This is a genomic window from Pseudoalteromonas sp. S1610 (assembly GCF_005887465.1).
Classification (GTDB): domain Bacteria; phylum Pseudomonadota; class Gammaproteobacteria; order Enterobacterales; family Alteromonadaceae; genus Pseudoalteromonas; species Pseudoalteromonas undina.
The window spans coordinates 37,403-58,453 of the sequence record NZ_PNDI01000014.1 but is presented as its reverse complement, the minus strand read 5'-3'; the positions used below and the strand labels follow the sequence as shown (position 1 = coordinate 58,453).

Annotated in this window: 23 protein-coding genes; 10 read left to right on the top strand and 13 right to left on the bottom strand. The window is 40.0% G+C overall.

Annotation, left to right across the window (positions count from 1 at the left end):
- Positions 1–75: 75 nt before the first annotated feature.
- The 3 genes from CWB77_RS18610 to CWB77_RS08155 form a co-directional block, all read right to left on the bottom strand.
- Positions 76–360: a hypothetical protein gene (locus CWB77_RS18610; RefSeq protein ID WP_249931434.1), complete on the bottom strand. Its 285-nt coding sequence runs from the start codon at positions 358–360 to the stop codon at positions 76–78.
- Positions 361–442: 82 nt separating this feature from the next.
- Positions 443–931 (bottom strand): hypothetical protein, encoded by a 489-nt coding sequence (locus CWB77_RS08160; protein WP_138622251.1) that lies wholly within the window; start codon positions 929–931, stop codon positions 443–445.
- A 68-nt stretch (positions 932–999) separates the two neighbouring features.
- Positions 1,000–1,524, bottom strand: a complete 525-nt coding sequence (locus tag CWB77_RS08155; protein ID WP_138622249.1) for a hypothetical protein — start codon at positions 1,522–1,524, stop codon at positions 1,000–1,002.
- Positions 1,525–2,128: 604 nt separating this feature from the next.
- Between CWB77_RS08155 and CWB77_RS08150 the strand changes: the two genes are divergently transcribed.
- Positions 2,129–2,809 (top strand): haloacid dehalogenase type II, encoded by a 681-nt coding sequence (locus CWB77_RS08150; RefSeq protein ID WP_138622247.1) that lies wholly within the window; start codon positions 2,129–2,131, stop codon positions 2,807–2,809.
- 68 nt (positions 2,810–2,877) lie between these two features.
- Here the strand turns inward: CWB77_RS08150 and CWB77_RS08145 are convergent, their stop codons facing one another.
- Complete coding sequence (locus tag CWB77_RS08145; protein ID WP_138622259.1) at positions 2,878–3,327, bottom strand: GyrI-like domain-containing protein; 450 nt, start codon at positions 3,325–3,327, stop codon at positions 2,878–2,880.
- Between the two features lie 373 nt (positions 3,328–3,700).
- On the opposite strand from CWB77_RS08145, the gene CWB77_RS08140 reads away from it, so the two are divergent.
- Genes CWB77_RS08140 through CWB77_RS08115 form a run of 6 tightly spaced genes read left to right on the top strand, consistent with a single transcriptional unit; the run spans position 3,701 to position 11,800 of the window.
- Complete coding sequence (locus tag CWB77_RS08140; protein ID WP_138622245.1) at positions 3,701–5,239, top strand: pyridoxal phosphate-dependent decarboxylase family protein; 1,539 nt, start codon at positions 3,701–3,703, stop codon at positions 5,237–5,239.
- Positions 5,239–6,558, top strand: a complete 1,320-nt coding sequence (locus tag CWB77_RS08135; protein ID WP_138622243.1) for a lysine N(6)-hydroxylase/L-ornithine N(5)-oxygenase family protein — start codon at positions 5,239–5,241, stop codon at positions 6,556–6,558. The genes CWB77_RS08140 and CWB77_RS08135 overlap by 1 nt, the downstream gene beginning before the upstream one ends.
- Positions 6,555–7,733 (top strand): MFS transporter, encoded by a 1,179-nt coding sequence (locus CWB77_RS08130; RefSeq protein ID WP_028834626.1) that lies wholly within the window; start codon positions 6,555–6,557, stop codon positions 7,731–7,733. Before CWB77_RS08135 ends, CWB77_RS08130 begins: the two co-directional genes overlap by 4 nt.
- A 24-nt stretch (positions 7,734–7,757) precedes the next feature.
- Complete coding sequence (locus tag CWB77_RS08125) at positions 7,758–10,106, top strand: GNAT family N-acetyltransferase (RefSeq protein WP_138622241.1); 2,349 nt, start codon at positions 7,758–7,760, stop codon at positions 10,104–10,106.
- The gene (locus CWB77_RS08120) at positions 10,099–10,737 is read left to right on the top strand and encodes a hypothetical protein (RefSeq protein WP_138622239.1); all 639 of its coding nucleotides are present in this window, start codon (positions 10,099–10,101) and stop codon (positions 10,735–10,737) included. Before CWB77_RS08125 ends, CWB77_RS08120 begins: the two co-directional genes overlap by 8 nt.
- Complete coding sequence (locus CWB77_RS08115; protein WP_138622237.1) at positions 10,721–11,800, top strand: heparan-alpha-glucosaminide N-acetyltransferase domain-containing protein; 1,080 nt, start codon at positions 10,721–10,723, stop codon at positions 11,798–11,800. Before CWB77_RS08120 ends, CWB77_RS08115 begins: the two co-directional genes overlap by 17 nt.
- A 37-nt stretch (positions 11,801–11,837) precedes the next feature.
- Here the strand turns inward: CWB77_RS08115 and CWB77_RS08110 are convergent, their stop codons facing one another.
- Positions 11,838–12,704 carry a LysR family transcriptional regulator gene (locus CWB77_RS08110; protein WP_138622235.1) on the bottom strand — a complete coding sequence of 289 codons (867 nt, stop codon included), beginning with the start codon at positions 12,702–12,704 and terminating at the stop codon, positions 11,838–11,840.
- A gap of 104 nt (positions 12,705–12,808) precedes the next feature.
- Here CWB77_RS08110 and CWB77_RS08105 point away from each other — a divergent pair, with 104 nt between their 5' ends.
- Positions 12,809–13,309 carry a lactoylglutathione lyase family protein gene (locus tag CWB77_RS08105; protein WP_138622233.1) on the top strand — a complete coding sequence of 167 codons (501 nt, stop codon included), beginning with the start codon at positions 12,809–12,811 and terminating at the stop codon, positions 13,307–13,309.
- A 123-nt stretch (positions 13,310–13,432) separates the two neighbouring features.
- On the opposite strand, the gene CWB77_RS08100 is transcribed toward CWB77_RS08105, so the two are convergent.
- On the bottom strand, positions 13,433–14,008 hold the full coding sequence (locus CWB77_RS08100) for a DUF6843 domain-containing protein (protein ID WP_028834631.1): 576 nt from the start codon (positions 14,006–14,008) through the stop codon (positions 13,433–13,435).
- A 12-nt stretch (positions 14,009–14,020) separates the two neighbouring features.
- On the bottom strand, positions 14,021–14,476 hold the full coding sequence (locus tag CWB77_RS18605; protein WP_249931432.1) for a hypothetical protein: 456 nt from the start codon (positions 14,474–14,476) through the stop codon (positions 14,021–14,023).
- Positions 14,477–15,120: 644 nt separating this feature from the next.
- Here CWB77_RS18605 and CWB77_RS08090 point away from each other — a divergent pair.
- Entirely contained in the window at positions 15,121–15,564 is a 444-nt protein-coding gene (locus tag CWB77_RS08090; RefSeq protein WP_138622231.1) for a GNAT family N-acetyltransferase, read from the top strand.
- A gap of 38 nt (positions 15,565–15,602) precedes the next feature.
- Here CWB77_RS08090 and CWB77_RS08085 read toward each other — a convergent pair whose 3' ends face one another.
- Entirely contained in the window at positions 15,603–16,022 is a 420-nt protein-coding gene (locus CWB77_RS08085; RefSeq protein ID WP_010388755.1) for a hypothetical protein, read from the bottom strand.
- A gap of 105 nt (positions 16,023–16,127) precedes the next feature.
- Here CWB77_RS08085 and CWB77_RS08080 point away from each other — a divergent pair, with 105 nt between their 5' ends.
- Positions 16,128–17,108 (top strand): ChaN family lipoprotein, encoded by a 981-nt coding sequence (locus tag CWB77_RS08080; RefSeq protein ID WP_249931431.1) that lies wholly within the window; start codon positions 16,128–16,130, stop codon positions 17,106–17,108.
- Between the two features lie 39 nt (positions 17,109–17,147).
- On the opposite strand, the gene azu is transcribed toward CWB77_RS08080, so the two are convergent.
- The 5 genes from azu to CWB77_RS08055 are packed head-to-tail and all read right to left on the bottom strand — an operon-like array spanning position 17,148 to position 20,977.
- Positions 17,148–17,597, bottom strand: a complete 450-nt coding sequence (gene azu / locus CWB77_RS08075) for an azurin (RefSeq protein ID WP_138622227.1) — start codon at positions 17,595–17,597, stop codon at positions 17,148–17,150.
- Positions 17,594–18,337, bottom strand: a complete 744-nt coding sequence (locus CWB77_RS08070; protein ID WP_054201528.1) for a HugZ family pyridoxamine 5'-phosphate oxidase — start codon at positions 18,335–18,337, stop codon at positions 17,594–17,596. Before CWB77_RS08070 ends, azu begins: the two co-directional genes overlap by 4 nt.
- The gene (locus CWB77_RS08065) at positions 18,334–19,122 is read right to left on the bottom strand and encodes a heme ABC transporter ATP-binding protein (protein WP_010388751.1); all 789 of its coding nucleotides are present in this window, start codon (positions 19,120–19,122) and stop codon (positions 18,334–18,336) included. The genes CWB77_RS08070 and CWB77_RS08065 overlap by 4 nt, the downstream gene beginning before the upstream one ends.
- Complete coding sequence (locus tag CWB77_RS08060) at positions 19,119–20,171, bottom strand: FecCD family ABC transporter permease (RefSeq protein ID WP_024602445.1); 1,053 nt, start codon at positions 20,169–20,171, stop codon at positions 19,119–19,121. The genes CWB77_RS08065 and CWB77_RS08060 overlap by 4 nt, the downstream gene beginning before the upstream one ends.
- Positions 20,168–20,977, bottom strand: coding sequence for a heme/hemin ABC transporter substrate-binding protein (locus CWB77_RS08055; protein WP_138622225.1), 810 nt, complete (start codon positions 20,975–20,977; stop codon positions 20,168–20,170). Before CWB77_RS08055 ends, CWB77_RS08060 begins: the two co-directional genes overlap by 4 nt.
- Positions 20,978–21,051 lie beyond the last annotated feature (74 nt).

Genomic DNA, 21,051 nt, shown 5'->3' with positions numbered 1-21,051 from the left:
ATAAGTTTTTTCGTTGGTCGGCTGTAACTTGTCCACCTGCATATACATTTTGCTCAACGAAATCGGCATCAAATACTAAAGATCTGGGCGATCAACATCCCAACTACCATTTTGAAAGGTAGAACGCCGCCCATTAGAAAATTGAAGAATTGCTTCTGGTTCGTTATTACCATCAATAGTTCGGCGGTTTACGAGGAGTTCAGGTTTATTCGTCGAACAAGAACGAAATAATGAAGCTAGTGTTGATTTACCTCGTCCATTATCTGCATAGATAAAGCTGGCTTTCTTTAGTCCATGAACTCTTGCATCAGCATCATGAAAAAGCCCTATACCTTTTATTCTATGTATTCTTTCTAACATTTAAATCCCTTTCGTCATTCGTCAATTAAAGGTGCCAGTGCTCCGAAGCACAGTCCCGCTTTAAATTCTTGTTAGTTTTAAATTAGTAAAAAAACAACTCAAGTACACTGATAACAAAGAAAGACGCGACCCCAATAGCGAATAATTTAAAAGAAGTAATTTTATCTCCCTTAATTCTTATTTTTTGATTGTCTACGCTTTCTAAGTGCTTTAAAGCTTGATTGTCATTATTACTTCTTTCGATAGTTGTATAAGTATTGAACTCTACTTGTGCGTGTGCTCGATAGGTTTTATCTTCAAATTCAGCGAGCCTCTCCTTTTCAATTTCATAGCCAAATGCCTGAAAGCCGGCATAGCCTAGTAGAAACCAAGTTCCAAATTTTCCAGTGTTGAAATACAACTTTAATAAATTGGCATCATTGATGTCATTGTTTTGAAGTAAAATTAGGTAGCCAACTACTCCAAATAAGACTGTTACCGAGAATATTTGAAAAAAAGTAAACCTAAACGACCTTGTTACGATTTTTTTTGCAAGAAATGTTTGCCAATATTTTTTTGTAAAAATGTCCATAAATTAATACGATACTCTCTTTTAAAACTAACAACGGAAAAGACGTCAATCTTGATGGCCTTGTTAGCTCACTTCACTTTTCTAAGTTTATTAAATTCATCACGAGCCACGGTCTTAATTCTTGATATTTCCTGTGCCACATCTTCTAAAGATGTTTTATCAATAAGAAACGATTGGAATCTATCTCTAATCCACATGGAATCTAATTCTTCAATTTTATCAATGTCGTAATCTAACCTTTTCACTCTAAAACATGCTAGGCCATACTTATTTGCATTATCGTTAATTTCTTGATTATTTTGCTCAATTAATAATTTAAATTCATTTTTCAGATACTTATTTAGCTCATGACGTTCTTCTTTCGATTTTCCATGTGCCTCAACAGCTAATTTCTGGGCCTTATCAAAATATCCATGAGCCCTCATTAAGGAGCCAATATAGATCTCAAATAGATCTTCCATATTTAGTATGGAATCCAATTCTAGGCTATATCTCTGCTGCTTCCTCCAAAGGAAGAATTGATAGGCTGCAAATAAAAATGCAATTACGGTTAATATATTTGATAAATGGCTAAACAACTCTATTGCGTTCATTAAATTTATATCCTTACTGGAGCTAACAATTTAATAGTGCGCTCATCGCGCATATTTCTGCCGACTTAATACTCATTTGTTTACTTTATATAGTTTTAACAAATTACCTAACGTATTGCTATCATTAAGCTTTCTGAAGCTCTTAAGTAAAGTTAAATGAGCTAATATGCGCGCAGCGCTCATTTTCATGAATATACGCGCAAAGAGCAGTTTGACCAATCGATTAACTATTATATTTATCCAATCTCAATTTCAATGCTCAGTTATCGCTCACACCTGACTATTAACAAGTCTATCCCGAAAAAATAAGTTAATAAATTCTACTTTTAGCTATTACTTAATTTGATTTATAACTAGCACTTATAAACTCAACAGTCCTTCTACCCATTCTAAAACAAAGCGTGTGTCTCGGATTTCAAAGGACTGTTTATTAATTACTTGATCAAATACCATCTTACCATGCGGTATTTTTAACCAAACCGTAACGGGGGTTTACAGTAACGGCTTCAAGCCATGATGCTTCTACTGTACTTTATTAGCTGATAAGGTGATTAAGCGAAGCAATAACATTGCGTTTTAGCAACGATTTAAACAGGAGTCATTAATGGCAACTACACTGGCGTTTGATGTATACGGTACGCTTATAAACACCCATGGCGTGGTGTCGTTACTTGAAAATATGGTTGGCGATAGCGCGCACGCATTATCAACTACTTGGCGTGAAAAACAACTCGAATATTCGTTTAGGCGTGGCTTAATGCAAAACTACGTGCCGTTTTCGGTGTGTACTGAGCAGGCACTTAATTATGCGTGTTTACTGCACAAGGTAACTTTAAGCGATGAGCAAAAAGCACAGTTATTAGCGCGTTATAAAACCCTCCCCGCATTCGATGACGTTAAAGCAGGGCTTGAGAGCTTAAAAGCACAAAACTATCGGTTGTTTGCGTTTTCTAATGGTGCGGCCAGTGCGGTAAATACCTTGCTCGAAACGGCAGGCATAAGTGAGCTTTTTGAAGGTGTAGTGAGTGCCGATGACATTAAAACCTTTAAACCCAACCCCGGTGTTTATAGTCATTTTTTACGCGAGGCACATTCAACAGGCGCTAATACGTGGCTTATATCGAGTAACCCGTTTGATGTTATTGGGGCGTTATCGCACGGTATGCGTGCTGCGTGGATACAGCGCTCAAGTGAGGCTATTTTTGATCCCTGGGAGCTTGAGCCTACAATCACGGCGTGCAATTTACATGATTTAAAAACCAAGCTGGCAAGTATTAACGAATGATTTAGTTGGCAGGTATTAAATTATAGGGATTGGAGGGCTAGGTTTGCGCTTACAAACCTAGCCGTTTTTTAGTCTTCAATTGCAATGGCAATTTCTATTTCTTTACTGTTTTTGTAATACTCAAAATCACTGGTGTAAGTACGTTCATAGCGGCAATCGTCTGAGCTGAAGTATTGCCAAATTTCGCCCCATAAATCGATTACTGCATCGGGCATTTCACCCTCACCTTTAAATACCAAATAACGCCCCGCTTGGGTGGTTACTTTTTTAGCTTCAGGGAGTTTAATTGATAAATTATCGCAGCAGGCAATTACGTCAAAATCGCCTGTGAGATCGCTTTCGTAATTAGTATACACACCATACACTTTAGTGTTTTGAGTGAGGCTGTTGGCAAATTGCTCACCAAATTTTTGCCAAAGTTCAGCTATATTTGCAGTGCCAGCGTTCATTTCATTGGCGTTGCAGGTTCTTACTTTTAAGCCGATTAAGGTCTGACTTGCTAGTTGCTTTACTTCCATCATGACGTCCTTTAGCGTTAATACAAACACCAACGTAACAGAAAAACCGCCAATACTTTAAATATTTCATAAATAATGATTATTAAGCTCAGTTGCGTGTTTATTGCTCGTATTTGAATAGGTGGTAATGGCTAAACATAGCTTTGCTACCGCTAAAATAATTTACTTAACTTTCTCTTTTTTAAGTTTATTTTTTTGCTTGTAATGCTTGTCGTTTAATAGTGAAGTTTATCGATTTTATTTAAAAATATACGACAAGCTTATTAGCTCTAATTTAAAAAAAGTTGCTATCTAATCTTTTTTCATTATTGTAAATGGAAATCATTATCATTAAGATCCTTGCACCTAAAAAGTGTACTCAAGGAATGTTGATGTGTCTCAATCTCAAGTGTTAAATATTAATACCATTGAAAAACAGGCTGTATTTGAACAAAGCGGCTTGCCCCCACAATTCAATTTAGAGCAGTTCATTAATTATCAGATAGCGTCATTGCAAGGGTTGTCGGCAGTTCAGCAAGCGATGGCTAAAGCCCAAAAGCCATTTTCAGGTGTGTCGGTAAATGCGTTAGCAGAAGTCGTAAACGATGTTGATTTATCACAGCCATTGGCTGACTTTCCGGCGGTGCTTGAAGAGCTAAAAGGCGTATATTTAGATCATGCTGTGTATTTTCATCATCCTCGCTACATGGCTCATTTAAACTGCCCTGTAACCTATCCTGCTGTGGTGGCCGAACACATTATTGCCGCTATTAATACCTCGGTAGATACGTGGGATCAAAGTGCAGGGGCGACGTTAATTGAGCAAAAGCTGATTGATTGGACATGCCAAAAAGCAGCATTGCCAAGCACTGCCGATGGAGTATTTACTAGTGGCGGCACGCAATCAAACTTAATGGCAATGTTGGTTGCTCGTGAAGTAGCAGTAAGCCGCTATGCGCCAGAACATCAGGTGAAATTACAAGGCTTACCAGCTGTTGCCTCGCGTTTTAAAATCTATTGCTCTGAGGTGGCCCATTTTAGTATTCAAAAAGCAGCGGCGTTACTGGGCTTAGGTTACAACGCCGTGGTGCCGGTGGCTACAAACAGCGAAATGCAAATGGATATGGAGGCACTTAAAACCGCCATAGCAACAAGCAAAGCGCAAGGTGATTTACCCATTGCAGTTGTTATTACCGCAGGCACAACCGATTTTGGCTCTATCGATCCAATCCATAATATTGCCATGCTAGCTAAAGAAGAGCAGCTATGGTGCCACGTAGATGGCGCTTATGGTGGCGGTTTGTTGGTGAGCGAGCACCATCGCAATGCGCTTAATGGCATTGAGTTGGTTGATTCAATAACGATTGATTATCACAAATCATTTATGCAACCGGTTAGTTGTAGTGCCTTTTTATTAAGCGACAAACGTCATTTTAGCCACATTACTTTATATGCCGATTATTTAAACCCATTAGCAGAGGCCGGAAATGGCACGCCTAATCTGGTAGATAAAAGTCTGCAAACCACTCGCCGTTTTGATGCCTTAAAGTTATGGCTAACACTGCGCACCACTGGAGAAGCACCACTTGGCCGTGCGTTCGATAAAGTTATTGGTCTTGCGCGCCAAACTCATATTGTACTTAACGACCACCCCGACTTTGAAGTAGTTAACTACCCCGAGCTTAGTGCCTTGGTATTTAGATTTGCCCCTGATGACTTAAAACATGACCTTGATTTACTCGACTCTTTAAACCTGCATGTACGACAAACGTTTTTAAAAACCGGTGAAGCCATGATTGCCCGTACAAAAATAAATGGTCGTCATTATCTTAAATTTACATTGCTTAATGCGCAGTGCCAATTATCTGATGTACGCGCTGTTATTGAGCAAATTAGCCACATTGCATGGCAAACTTATAGGGAAATTGCATAATGGATAATCAACCTTACGATTTTATAGCTATTGGCCTTGGCCCATTTAACTTATCTTTAGCGTGTTTAAGTGAACCGCTCGAAGATGTAAAAAGCCTGTTTTTGGAGCAGCGCAGTGAGTTTGATTGGCACCCTGGAATGATGCTGGAGGGCGTTACATTACAAACTCCGTTTATGTCGGATTTAGTAACCATGGCAGATCCAACCAGCCAATATAGCTTTTTAAATTATGCCAAATTGAATAATCGGTTATACCCGTTTTATATTCGCGAAAGCTTTTTTTTATTGCGCCGTGAATACAACTTATATTGCCAATGGGTTTGCTCGCAGCTTTCAAATGTTAACTTTGAACAAACAGTCACTCAAGTTGAATTTTGCCCGCAAAGTGAGTGTTATACCGTTAGCTGTAACACCCCTAATGGTATGCAACATTATATAACTCGCCATATTGTTTTGGGCACAGGGCCTGCACCGTATATTCCTGATTGCGCTGTGCAAAGTAACTCAAATAACGTAATGCACAGTAGCGATTTTTGTCATCGGCTTGATGAATTAAAAGCGGCTAAACGAGTTACCGTGGTAGGGGCTGGGCAAAGTGCAGCAGAAATTTACCACACCTTATTGCAGCAAGCAGTACCGCAAGGTTTGCAGTTAGATTGGATAGCACGCTCACCGCGCTATTTCCCGCTTGAGTATACTAAGCTCACCCTTGAAATGACCTCTCCTGAGTATGTTGATTACTTTTATAATTTAAAAACTGAGCAGCGAGATTGGCTCAATCAAAACCAAAAAAATCTATTTAAGGGCATTAACGGCGATTTAATTAACGACATTTTCGACACCCTCTACGCGCAAAGCCTTGATGGGCCAATTTCTACTACATTTAAAACTAACAGCAGGCTAACAGGTACTCAAAAAGTAGGTAAGCGTTTACTGACTGAGTTTTATCATCAGGAGCTTGAGCAGCCCTTTTCAATAGAAACCGACTTTTTAATTTGCGCCACGGGCTTTAAATATCAGCGCCCTGCTTTTTTAAATAATATTGCCCACCAATTACCCCAAGATGAGCAAGGTCGTTATTTAGTGAGTCGTGAATATGCGGTAGATAGCGAACAAAAACGTATTTTTGTACAAAATGCCGAGCAGCATACTCATGGTTTTGTAACTCCAGATTTAGGTATGGCTTGCTACCGTAATAGTATTATTTTACGTGAAATTTTAGGTTATTCGCCTTATCAGGTTGAGCAAAAAATTGCTTTTCAAAACTTTGATTTAAGCGATGTCACCCTATCAGCACAACAGCAGAGTAGCGCCGCATGAGTCTTCGTTTAGCGCTAATTTTGCTGACGGTTATTTCGGTGGTATGCGATACCTTGTTGCTACCGTTTTATCCGCAATTTTTTGCTAGTGAATTTGCTATTAGTAACGCCACGTTAATCGGCCTCTTTGTGGCTAACTGTTGTATTACTGTAATGCTGGCTTTACCACTATGGGCTAAGGTCGCTAAAAAATACAATGAGTTGGCTTTGTGGTTAGTAACCCAAGTAGTAGCCGCTGGTTTTGGCCTGCTTTGCTACTTTGCGACCAATGTGTGGGAGTTTTGGATTTACTACCAACTTATGTTGGTGCTAAAGGCAAGCTACCTACTTATATACCCATTTGCACTGCGATTAGAGCAACAAACTAAGCATTTATCTATTATTGGTTTGTTTTCTGTATTGATGCATTTTGGTGCGATTGGTGGTGCTTTAATTGGTGGTTACTTCTTTAGTTTAGCAGAGCCACGCTATGCGTTATTACTCAGTAGTGCCGGTGACCTAGTTCAGGTTTTATTATGCGCCTACTTAATGTATTCATTAAAAACAGGTATTTATCAGCAAGCAATAGCGACTGAAAAACCGCGAGAACGTATTCCCTATTTTATTTGGCAATTTTGCTTTTTAAGTGTGGTGGTTTATTTTAGCGCGTTTTTAATTCGCCCCTTCTTTACTACTCATTGGCAAGCATTAAACGCACAAAGCAGCACGTTGCAAAGCGCTGTTGTATACGCCATTCCTGCTTTTGCTGCGCTTGTTATGCTGGTTTTTAACCATTTCAGGCAGCATTTACCACTTCCAACATTAAGCCGCACGAGCACTTTGTTATGTGCACTTATTTTGGGCGCGCTTGGGCTTTATTTACAAGCGCAGGAGTCGGTGGGGTTAGTGATTTTATCACGTGTTTTATATGGTTTTGCGCTATTTCAAGTGATGGTACTGCTAGAAGTAATGCTATTTGCCAAAAGTGAGCCTGCACATTACGGCAGCGACTTTGCCAAAGTGCACATTGCTCAAAACATCGGGGTTATTTTAGCGTCGTTACTAGTGGGTATGAGCGTAGAGCATCTTTCAACAACGGTTGTGTTTTACTTTGCTGCTATTGGCTTTGCAAGCCTTGCCTTTATTTTGCTTTGGCGGGTTAAGGCTGTTGCTCGAACTGCGCGTTCAGCGTCTTAGTTTTTAAGATTTATTGGAGTTTTTATGTATTTTTCATCTTTTGTAACCACCCTACAGCATACCGGTAAAGTGACGATGCGGTTATTACAACAAACAGATATGCCAACTGTTTGCGATTGGCTTAAGCAACCGTATGCGCACTTTTGGGGGATGCAGCAGCAAACCGAGCAACAAATAACTAAAGCGTATCAAGATATTTTTGTTACGCCTCATCATCAGGCATACGTGATCGAGCAAAATAATAACCTATTGGCTTTAGTTGAGCTTTATAGCCCAGAGCACGAAAGCTTAATGAAAGCGGCGTACGAGGTTGAACCTAATGATGTGGGTATGCATATTTTATTAGCGCCTAACACGGCACCTAAGCGCCATTTTAGTTTTGAAATGATGCAGTGCGTGCTGCAAAGTATTTTTGCTCAAAACAGTGCCGCCCGTGTTGTGGTTGAGCCCGACATTGCTAATAGTAAAATTCATACGTTAAATAAGCGTTTGGGATTTGTGCACACCCAGCAAATTCAACTAGGCGAAAAAGCCGCTTATTTAGGCTTTTGTGACAAAGCAGCCTTTGATAGGCACAGCCAGTTATTTACTGATTCGTTAGCGCCTTTGCAAACTGACTACGTGATACAGCCACATTGGCAATGGGCAAACCGGCATTTACAAGCTAAAGCACTCACCGAGCTCGTGCACGAGCGTTTATTGGCTGCAGAGACAACAAAGCAAGGCTTTAAAGTAAACGTTGAAGGCGGTTATTTTATTTTTAATGGCCGTGCTATGGCACTGAATCATATAGATATAGACGAGCCAAGCCTATGCTTTTACAACCTTAACGAAGAGCTGCAGCCGCTAGATGTGTTGCACTTTTTTAGTATGCAAGGGCCTGCGCTAGGTTTAACGGGTAAGCGCCTTGCCACCTACCTTGAAGAGCTAAATGCTACTTTAGCCAGTGCGTGCTTTAAACGTGAAAATAACACGTTAACAGCGGCGCAGTTAGCTAATTTAGGGCTGCAAAAAATAGAAGCCGCAATGAGTGAAGGGCATCCTGCCTTTGTTGCTAATAATGGCCGCATTGGTTTTAGTAAAGCTGACTTTTTACGTTATGCGCCAGAAGTAGGCAAACCGTTTAAAGTACTGTGGTTAGCAGCGCATAAAGCGGTATGCGACTTTGCCCATAGTGAATACTTTGCCGATTACCCAAGCCATATAAGTGATGAGCTAGATTTAACCACCCGAGATGCTTTTAACAAAGCGCTAAAAGCTCAAAACCTAAACCCCGATGATTACTTACTCATTCCTGCTCACCCTTGGCAGTACCAACACAAATTGAGTGTGGTATTTGCAAATGAGTTGGCAAATCAGCGATTAGTGTATTTAGGTGAAGGTGACGATTTATATCAAGCGCAACAGTCAATTCGGACCTTATATAATTGCTCGCACCCGCATAAGCCGTATTTAAAAGTGGCGTTGTCGATTTTAAATATGGGATTTATGCGTGGCCTATCGCGTGCTTACATGGCGGTGACTCCTGCCATTAACGATTGGGTATTTGCTAAGGTTAGCCAAGATCAACAACTCGCAGGCGCTAATTTTACAGCGCTTAGAGAATACGCCACCTTAGGATATGCCCATCATACGTTTGAGCAAAGCGCGCTAGGTGATACACCCTATCGTAAAATGTTTGCCTGTTTATGGCGAGAAAACCCAAACCATAATTTAAATAGCGATGAACAACTGACCACTATGGCAGCATTATTACACTTAGATAACAATGGCCAAAGTTTAGTGGGCGAATGGATAGCACAAAGTGGTTTGAGCACGCAGCAGTGGTTACATGCGTACTTTAATGCTTATTTAATTCCGCTAGTACATTGTTTTTACGCGCATAAATTAGTGTTTATGCCTCACGGCGAAAACCTCATTTTAAAGCTTAAAAACTCGGTGCCTGTGGGCGCATATATGAAAGACATAGGTGAAGAGGTTGCCTTACTTAATAGCACTGAAGTATTGCCTGCAGGGGTTGAACGTATTCATGTTTCTATGCCTAAAGAGCTTGAGCTGTTAAGTATATTTACCGATGTATTTGACTGCTTCTTTAGATACTTAGTAGCAATTTTAGTGCGAGAAGAGCGTATTACAGAGCATGACTTTTGGCAGTGTGTTACGCAAAGTGTTAAAGCGTATCAACATGCTAACCCTGCTTTAAATGAGCGATTTAAAGAGTATGACTTTTTTAGTGATGAGTTTGCACACTCTTGTTTAAACCGCTTACAGTTAGGTAATAATGAGCAAATGGTTGATTTAACGGATCCGGCAGGTAGTTTGCAGTTTGCTGGTAACTTAAACAACCCCGTATCGGCAAAGCTGTATGGCTAAACCGATTACCCTTGCGCAGTTTTTATATTGCCAACAACCCGTGCAACGAACTTTTAAACCGAGCTTATTATTAGTGCGCGCTTTAACAGTTCGTTGTAAGGCGCAGTACCCTACTGCGCCTAAGCAATTTATTAGTCGGCATTTGTATTTACAGCTTTGCTGGCAAGCTATTTACGCTTATTGCTATTGGTTTGCTTGCAAGCAAAGTACGGCTGATCCCATTAACATGCCGTTAGCGGTAAATGGCGCTTATTGTCGTGGGTTTAACCTGAATAATGGCGTGTTAGTAAGTAAAACTGAGCAAACCAAAGCGTTTACTCATTTTATAAGCCAAGTTGGTGAATGGGTAAATACCGACTATGCACTTGGTAAAAAAGAACAAGCTCGGTTATTACTCGATTCATTAAGTAGCGCCATTGAGCGAGCTCATAGCTTAGACCTTGCTACTACTTTACATATCAACAATTGCCATCGTCAGCTGCACACCCTTATTTGTGAACACTTTAATCTTGATGCGCCATTTACTGAAAAACCCCAGCGTTTAACCTGTTGCCGCTATTATTTAGCCGGTTATAGCAAATGCCAAACCTGCCCTAAAAAGGATATTAAAACCAATGAACCAACGTCTTAAAATGATTGATCTTGCGCGTGGTGCGAGCGTTTTTATTATGATTATTGTGCATACCTTATGGATGTATGCCTCCACGACGCTTCAAAGTGAAAGCGCATTTGGTACGGTTGTGCATATACTTGGCAAAGGTACCGCCTCGTTTTTAGTGGCAATGGGGCTATCTATGGCGCTTTCGCGTAGGCAAACCCCCTTACTGTTAATTAAGCGAGGTTTACAGCTTTTACTGCTTGCCTATTTAATGAATGTGGCCAAGTTTTGGCTACCTATTGAAGTATTTAATACCATGCCTGAGGCGTTTATAAATGCGTATGGCTGGCAAAGTCCGCTCAGTGCTGGGCAGTTACAATTTATGGTGTTAACAGGTGATATTTTACAACTGGCTGGAGTTAGCTTATTGCTGTTTGGTGTGCTTAATATTGCCCGTTGGAAAACAATATGGATTGCGGTTTTAGCCATTGCAATTGCAGTTATGAGCCAGTTTGTGAGGGGGCAGCAATTTACGCTTTCACCTTATATTAGCGATTTGTTTTTTGCTAATAACTATCAGGTGTATTTTCCGGTTTTTCCTTGGATAAGTGCGATATTAACGGGATACGTACTGGGTCGTTTATATCTTAGTAACCAACAAAATGCCGATTACTTATATAAAGTATGTGCACAACTCGGTGCTGCTTTACTTGTTATTGGCGGCATATGGTTAGCCATTGATTTTAAAGGGCAGTTTGGCAACTTTTTCCATTTAAATGGCGGCGGTATTAGCTATTTAATTGGCTTAAATTTATGTGCACTAGCGGCTATACAGTTTATTTTTGCTGATAAATATAATGGCCCTATTACACGTGCTCTTTTATATGCCAGTAAACATGTAACCGCGCTTTATGTTATTCAATGGGTACTTATTTGCTGGTTTATGGGGGCGCTTGGTTATCATACCCTCAGCCTTTGGCCGACACTTTGTATGATGGTACTGATGACTTTACTTACTTTTGCTGTGCATAAGGTTTATTTAAAAAGCAAACAGAGCCTCACAGACATTACGCAAAAAGCTAAACGTACAGCTTAAGCTGTAAAGGGGCTTTACGGGCGCTGATTTAGGTGCCCTAGCCTGCTTTTATCGCATCAATAACGCAATGCATACGCTTTGCTAACGGCCTATTTCGGTGATGGCACACATAAATATTTTCGCTAATTGGTTTGGTTAAATGATGCGTTTTAATAAGCGCAGGTTTATTAAAAGCACTTACTGCGTGTGCGGGTAAAACCGTAAAACCCAGCTCTAAACTTACCGGCTCCAGTATTAAACTTATTTGGTTAGAAAACCCCGTTTGCTTAATTTGATCAACATGTTCAAATTCACTGTAGTTTTCGCTAAGTAAAAGCTGCGCATGATGTTTTGCATCGGGGTGGCCAATAAAGCCAAGCTCACATAAAACCTCCCACGTTGGGTTTTCTATATGTGCGGGCGTTACTAATAATAGGGATTCTTTACCAATTTTGTGGCTGGTAACTTCACTAAGGGTAGGCGCTTGAGTTAAAAAGCCAATATCGGCACTATGATTGGCCACCGCTTGTTCAACATTGGTATTTGGAGCAAAGCGGTAATCTATAATTAGCTTCTTGTGCTCTACTTGCAGTGCTAATAGTTGATTGTAAAACTTTAGCCCGCAACTGCCTGGCGACTGTATTTTTACTAAACCGCTGTAAGGTGAATCATCTTTTAATTGCTGCTCTAAAAACTGCCATTCTTTTAATAATAAGCTGCCTTGCTGATACAAGTTTTGCCCATGTACGGTAAGCGTAAATTGTTTACCGTGGCGCTCAAGCAAGGCGCAATCTACTTGCTGCTCTAACTTTTTTATATGTTGGCTTACGCCTGACTGGGTCATATAAAGGCGCTCGGCGGTTTGGGTAAAGTGATTTACCTCAACTAAAGTACAAAACGTGTTTAACCATGTCGGGTTTATCATTACAAAATATACTCAAAATGATGATTAATGATAATTTTACTTAATGTTGGTCAGTTCGTAAACTCACTCCATCAACTAAACATAGTTAAGTAGGAGTATTTATTATGAGTCATACATATCCACGTAGTTTTTCGCACATTGGTATTTCAGTTCCCGATGTTGAAAAAGCCGTAGAGTTTTACACTAAGGTGATGGGCTGGTACACCATAATGGAGCCTACCGTGATCACTGAAGACAACAGCCCAATTGGCGAAATGTGTACCGATGTATTTGGTCCAAATTGGGAAAAATTCAAAATAGCGCATCTTTCAACAGGCGACCGAATTGGTGTAGAAATTTTTGAATTTAAAGACCAAGAAAACCCTAAAGACAACTTTGAATACTGGAAAACCGGTATCTTCCATTTCTGTGTACAAGACCCAGATGTAGAAGTCTTAGCGGATCGTATTGTTGCTGCAGGTGGTAAAAAACGTATGCCAGAGCCACGCTACTATTACCCTGGTGAAAAGCCGTACCGCATGATCTACATGGAAGACCCGTTTGGTAACATCCTTGAGATTTACAGCCACAGCTACGAGCTTATATATAGCGCAGGCGCATACTAAAAGCATTTAGCTAAAAACAAAAGCTGCAGTATTTATTACTGCGGCTTTTTTATTTGAATAGCTTTAGTAATTAGCTAAGTAATACGTCGGATATTGGTATTTTGAAAAAGTAACTACATTTTATTATTGGGGTGATGTAACATCTTTACTATTCTTACACATACCTTTGAAAAGTTTTTCATCTATATTTTTGCGCTTAATAGCATCGTATATACTGAATAAATTTTTCCTGTCGGTCTGTTCTGCGTCTGTACCAACCGTAAAATTTTGATTAATCACAGTACAGCCATATATTGGACCCGATTCACCTAGGCCACCCACATACACAGTTCTTGTTTCTCCATCGTCTGTAGTATCTTTATCTTTTAATGAAGAGTCTTCGCTTATGGGTGTTCTTTCATTCGCATTACTCACTTCAAAGTATTGTATTTGATTGTTTTCAATCCAGCCCTCGTTGGCATCCATTTGTGTAACCAGTATACCTGATGGTGGTATTTCATATACCCGAGAGCCGTCTTCGTATTTCGGTGGATGCCCGTTTGGTGCATTAAATATTATGTATAGAGAGCCAACATAATTTTCAGGTATAAGGTAAATTACGGGTTCACTTTTTTTTACCTCTGTACAGGCTGATAATAACGATATCATTGAACCAAAAAACAATATTTTTAAAAAGTGTGCTTTAAAGATGGGTTTCATCGAGTCGCCTTTTTACTTAAGTAAGCCATTAAAACAGTTTTCTAAACTCGCTTTTTCAAGCAGCATACAATGACCGCTATTTGCTGGAATAGAAGTGAAACGATAATTCCAATCCGCTATTTTATGAAAGCTTAATTTGGGGTATTTATTTGCCTGTCTAAATAGTTCATCGCCTACGGTCCCTTTAAAACTACCATTATTGTTGAGAGGCAAACGGAGTGCGCTTACAATCATTGGGTAATCAGCATTAAGAGATAAGCTTAGTGGTGGCGCAACTTTGCGAACATGTATACCAAGGGAGATAGCTCGCCCACCAGGACCAACAATAAATGCTTCACAATTAGGAAAAGCATCGCCAGTGATATAAGTAACTATATCCATGTGACCGCTAACAGTATCAATGTCTATAATAATTTTATACTTAACATTTAAAGTTGGCACGTATGAAAAGTCTAATCTTTCTTGCATCTGAGGAGAACCTGGCATGGCGTGATTAACTCCCCCGTATTGGCCGTCTAACCGATACTGATAAATACTATTATTAGTTGGAGGTTTTTCTTTGAGGGTAACACGCCCTTTTGGTGCTAGGTTACCAGAATATATTCTTTTCTTATCTTCCCACGGTGCTTTTGATGGATCTGATATTGTATCAATAGAACTAATTTTACTATTTTTTGTAGAAAGCCGTAGACGATGCCAAATCCTTGAGGTCGTAGGTTTAATACCACTAGGTTTTAGCGAAAACCCTCGATTATTCCTTCAAACATTAGTCCAGACCAGCCAAAGTCTTTTTCAGGGTGAAATGAGCGTATATTAATTTCGTAGTTTGCTAATTGAATAGCCATAACCTTAATTCCATTTATTGATAATTAAAAATCCGTTTCGATAATAGTAACACCAGCTTAAGAGCATAACAATTCTGAAAAGCTTCAAAAGCACAGTACTATTGTTTGTTATCAATAAAGAATTACACGTGTTATGTAAACAAAGCCGCAGTATTTATTACTGCGGCTTTTTGTGCCTAAAAAGAATACATTGCCTAGATATGTTAGTGCTGATAACGTGATAAAACAAAACTACTTATAACTCCATGTTTTAAATTAAGGACAATAATGAACATTTCATTGGAAGATGTCACCTCTGCTAATTACGAAGAGGTATGCGATTTAGACGTTACCAAAGCGCAGCAAGAATACGTAGCGTGTAATATGTGGTCGTTAGTTGAGGCGCACTACAATAGCGGGTATACCTGTAAAGCTATTTACCTAAATAGTAAACCTGTAGGCTTTTTTATGTGGGTACAAGAAACCCTTACAAAAGTTTCTATTTGGCGTTTTATGGTAGATGAACATCATCAAAATAAAGGTATTGGCCGCCAAGCATTATTAATGGCAATTGCAGAGATTAAAACGACTTCTAAGCTTGAACAAATCGAGATTTGTTATAACCCGCAAAACCCTGTTGCTAAGGATTTTTATTCTAGTTTTGGGTTTGAAGAAGTTGGCCTAGATGAAGACGAAGAAGATATGTTAGCCATTATTAATATAAAAAGTTAACCCAATTTTGTTTAGCGCGTTGCTTATTGCCATAAAGATTAGTGCTTAGTAAGGTGTGGAGGATGTTGCAGTGCTAATTTTTTTAGCTGTGTAATGCATGAAAGCGCTAAGTCATGATATTCATCATCGCTATACAATATCTCGTTTAGCAGATTAATAGATTGTATGAGTGCATTGTGCGCAGCACTTTGTTCGTCTAAAAAGTGAAGTGTGGAATAAAGGCGCTCTGTAAGTGAGGTAATTTGTATGATTTGCTGTTTATTCGCACAGTTATACATTTGAGCTAACAAGGACGCACTTTCAAGTGCACACCCCAAGTACGGCAATGCTTGTGCAAATTGGTATCGTTTAAACAGCGCTTCGCCACTTAACTGCGCGTTTTGAATATCTATAATTGCTTGCTCTGGTTGACATAAAACATGTTGTTTGTGTCGAGCACATAAAAAAGGTAAGGCCATGGGACGTTCCATATCTGTATATTTTTTAAGACTGTAAAACAGAAACTCTAAAACATCAAATGATAATTGTTTTTATTTGCATTTGTGGGTTTAAAGCAGTTTGTTGTGTATACTAACTTCATTGTTTTGATTCTTATTTTTATAAAAACCGATATGAAAAACCCATTTTTAGCACTTGTTTTACTCAGTGGATTATCAGGCTGCAGTATAAACACAGTATCAGTATCTCAAAGTTCATCCTTGTATAATTACGGGCTTTATAATGCAAATGGCCAGCGAGTTAATTCAATATTGTCAGAATCCACGCTTTTGAATGCCGATGTTGTTTTAGTCGGTGAATGGCATACACACCCCGGTGTGCACTTATTTCAGGCTGAGCTGTTTCAGCAATTAAGCACGCAAAATAAGCCTATTGCTCTATCGCTTGAGCAATTTAGCCGCGCTGATCAGCAAACACTAAACCTTTATCTTGAGAGTAAAATAGGTGAACAATACCTAATTGATAACACTAAGGCTTGGCCTAATTATAAGAGCGATTATCGTGCGTTAGTGGAATTGGCGAAGATGCAAAATAGCGATGTGATAGCTGCAAATGCGCCTAAGCATATTGTTACCTGTATTGGTCGCCAAGGTATTAATTATATTAATAAGCTTGACGCACAACAGCGTAGTTTTATTGCAAAAGAGATAGATATTTCTCCAAGCCTTTATAAAGAACGCTTTATGCAATCCATGCATCATGGAACGGCGAGTAAAAACGAAAAACTTTACGCCGCGCAAGTTACTTGGGATGAAACCATGGCTGAGTCTATCGTTAACCATATTAGTGAAAATAAGGGCACACAGGTTATACATTTAGCTGGTGACTTTCATGTGAGAAATGGTGAAGGCATAGCGCGGGTAATTAAGCGAATTGCCCCAGAGCTCAATGTTGTATGGGTTTCGCCAGTATCAAAAGTACAACCTGAGCAAAATGGTTATCAATTAGAAGTTAACGCTTTGCCTGCTCGTTATGTGCAAAAAGCACATCAACAAGCGGCATTCAAAGCTTTAGTCAAGCGAGGCGAGAAAACACAGTGCCAATAAGAGGTTGGCACTGTGTTTGTGTAATACACTTTTTAATATTTACTTAAGCGTAAATGTGCCTTTCATCATGGCGTAATGGCCAGGAAAAGAACAAAAGAAAGTGTAATCGGTTCCGGCGGTTAAGCCGCTGGTTTTAAAAGTAACTTCGGTTGTTTTGCCGCCGCCAATAATGTCTGTAGCACCAATCACGCGACTATCATTAGGCTTTATATAGTGGTTGCTAAGCCCTGCTGCGTTGCCATCTGTGATAATACCTTGCATGTTTTGTTCAGTAGATAGCACCCAGTTATGACCCATTACATTGGCAGGTAATTTACCGGTGTGACTAAGCTTTACGGTCACTTGTTTACAGCTTTTAGGGGCGCTTAGTGTTTTAGTTGAAAACTGCATCATATCGTTTGCATCTATATTTAGTGTGCATTCGTCTGCATATGCAGCATTGGCACTCAGTAGCAGTGTAGTGCTGAGTAAGGCTATTAATTTTTTCATACTGTCTCCGCTAGTTGGTTTGAGCTGTTTCGAGCTTGGTTTGTTAAGGCTACAAGTGCTTTTCGCACGGCTAATGGGCTATCGCACTCGTTCACAAAATTAATAAAGTAATTACGCTTGTGGCTTTGTATATAAAAGCCTGTGGGTAGTAGGCCGCTCATTATTGGGGTGTTATCGGCTACGTTATAGTGCTGCATTAATATCAGCGACATAGCATCTTGATGATCTTCATTCATATGAGTGATCATGCTTTGCTGCTGGCTTTCATCCCACTTTTTAGGCTGAGCTTGCCACTCGTTTTGCTCAAGCCAAAATATTTTTCCAAAACCGCCAATATAACGCACCCGTACTACATCTAATTGCCAAAGCTGAAAATCATGCGCATTGCGATAGCTTGCAGCCTCAGGATACAAAGCTATATATTTATCAAGTAGTACTTCGCTTTGCTCTTTTGCCACAATAGAGCCATCACCTACGAGTGTTACTCGCCCATGTTCGTTTTGATCGCCATAATCGGCGGCATCAAAAATAGTCAGACTCATGCGTGAGTCCTGTTTTAAATTTTTGGTGTGCTGAGCTATGTCACTAATAAAAAAGTAGATGCGACCTTGTTCGTCACACATATAAGGTGTAACAGAGCCAAACGGATAGCCGCGTAAATTATTTGAAATGGTCGACATTACGCCGGCATGGGTTTTAAAAACGAGCGTACGTGCGTCGTTTAATGCTTGCTCTCTCATGAAAACTCCTGACGTTGAGAAAAAACCATGGGCGCATCGTTATAAGGATGAGGGTTAACGTGCAATTTCATGGCGTACATTTGTTGTAAGTTTTGTGCTGTTAAAACGGTATTTATAGACCCGCTTTGCAGCACTTTTTGGTTGTGTAATAAAATAGCGTTGGTTGCATAAAGGCTTGCTAAATTAAGATCGTGTATAGCAATAATGGCGCTGTTTCCTTGCTCTACAAAGGTTCTAACACAGCTAAGTAAAGTATGTTGATGACGCATATCTAGCGCTGATGTTGGCTCATCGAGCAACATTAATTTAGGCCCCGTTTGCGCAGTAAAAGCATCTAACTGGGCTAATGTGCGCGCCATATGAACTCGCTGTTGTTCGCCGCCCGAAAGCGCACTCATTCGACGTGTTAGGTAATGGGTTAAATCCATAAGTGAGGCATATTTTTGAACTTTATTGGCTTGTGTTTTAAGAGACTCTGTATAGGGATAGCGGCCCATAGCAATGAGTTCAAATACACTAAAATCAAAGCCAACATGGTTACTTTGCATCATTACAGCGCGCTTGCTAGCTAATTGCTCTTTAGAAAATGAATGCAAAGGTTTGGTATTAAATAGTATATCTCCCTCAAAGGGATGCATGCCTGCCAAAGTATGCAGTAAGGTCGATTTACCTGCGCCATTTTCGCCTATCAGTGCGACAAGTTGTCCTGCTTGGATATTGCCGCTAATACCCTCTAAAACACGATGGGTGTTAAAGCCTATATTGAGGTTGTTAAACGTGATCATGACCAATCTCGCTTATTTTTAATGATCAAATATATAAATAGTGGAGCGCCAAGTAACGCCGTTATAATGCCAATTGGCAGCTCCGCAGGCATAACAACTAAGCGTGCCAACCAATCTGAAAGTAGCAACACAATCACACCTAAAAGCATACAAAGTGGCAGCATATTTCGTAAATGTGGCCCAACCATGAGGCGTGCGATGTGAGGAACAACTAAACCAACAAAGCCAATTAAACCTGTTAGCGCAACTACCGCACCTACGCCCAATGCAACTAATATAATGACGTATAATTTAAGCTTGCTGGTATCGACACCTAAGTATTGAGCTTGTGATTCACCAATAAGAAGTAAATTCATTGGCTCTTTTAATCGCCATAGCCCGATAAGGCTCAGTAAAAGCAAAGGACTCGCTTGTTTTATATTATCCCAACTCGCACCGCCTAATGAGCCCATGGTCCAATAGTTAATTAACCGCAGTGCGCTGTCATCAGCATAAAAACTTAATAACCCAATAACAGCAAATGCCAATGCATTAATAGCGACACCGACTAATATAAGCGTATTGATATTAATTTGTTTTTGTTGTTTTGAGACTAAATATACCAGCGACGTTACTGAGAGTGCGCCCAAAAATGAGGCATAAGGTAAGTAGTGTTGAGCGTTAAAATTAAATTGTGCGCTAAGGGCAATAAAAGCAACCGCGACCATTGCAGCGCCTGCGCTTATACCAATAATAGAGGGATCGGCAAGCGGGTTACGGCACAGCGCTTGAGTTGCAGCCCCTGTTTGTGCAAGTACTAAACCCACCATCACTGCAAGGACAAAACGAGGCAGGCGTATTTGTGTAACTACATTAATTTGTAGCGCATCAAATTGACTAAAATGCTCAGGGGCTAGCCATGCAATCGCTAAGCGCCAATCCCATCCTGCGGCTCCATAGCCTATGCTAAGTAATGCTAAAGCAAAAATGCAGCCATAACTTAATAGCATCCACTTATGCGGGTTACTCAGTGTTATGGCGTTAAAACGATTCAAAGTTAACGTGCTCATAAGCGTGTTTTATACTCATGCAATGCTTGAATCGCAGTTGCAATACGCGGCGACATGCCCAGTGAAAGTAAGCTGTCCATGACCAGTAATTGACACTCTTGCGCTGCTTTTAATAAACGAAGTGTAGGCTGTTTACAAAAGGCTTGTTTCCCACCAAGGCTTTGCACAACATGCGCTGGCGCCACTAAAAAATCGGGCTGACTTACAGCCAGTACTTCACTGTTAATTGTTTTAAAGCCTGTATGCGTAGCAGCTATATTGGTAATGCCCGCATAATTAAACAGCAAGTTGGGCACCGTTTCTTGTCCTGCTGCGACGAGCCCACGCTCATTAGCTGAAAGTAAAAACAAAGCGTTATGAGTCTGTGTTTTTGCTTTAGTAGGTAACGATTTTTTTATTTTAGTAATTAGGCTTTGAGCTTTTAGGTTTGCATCTAAATCACTACCAAGGTGCTTAATTAGCGCAAGCAGTTCATTTACAGAAGTCGGCTTTTTATAGTGAATAACCTTCACTCCGGTCGCTTCTATTTGCTTTAGCGCCTGCTCTCTTCCTGCACCTTCAAGTGCAAGTAACGTAGTTGGGCGCATTGAAAGCACTCCCTCAGCGGCTAGGTCTCGATAGTAACCTACCTGTGGCAACTGTGTTGCTTGTTGCGGATACATACTTGATTGGTCAACCGCGACTAAACTATTTTGTTTTTCTAGTGCGTAGATTATTTCAGTTAATGTGCCGCCAGCACTGATCACACGCTCTTTCGCGAGTGCTGATTGAGTGGCTAAAGCCAGAAAAAAAATTAGGTACTTCATAACAAACTCCGATTTTATTTTTTAGTATTATAACCACTTTAATCTAAATGAAAATGATTATCATAATCAATTGA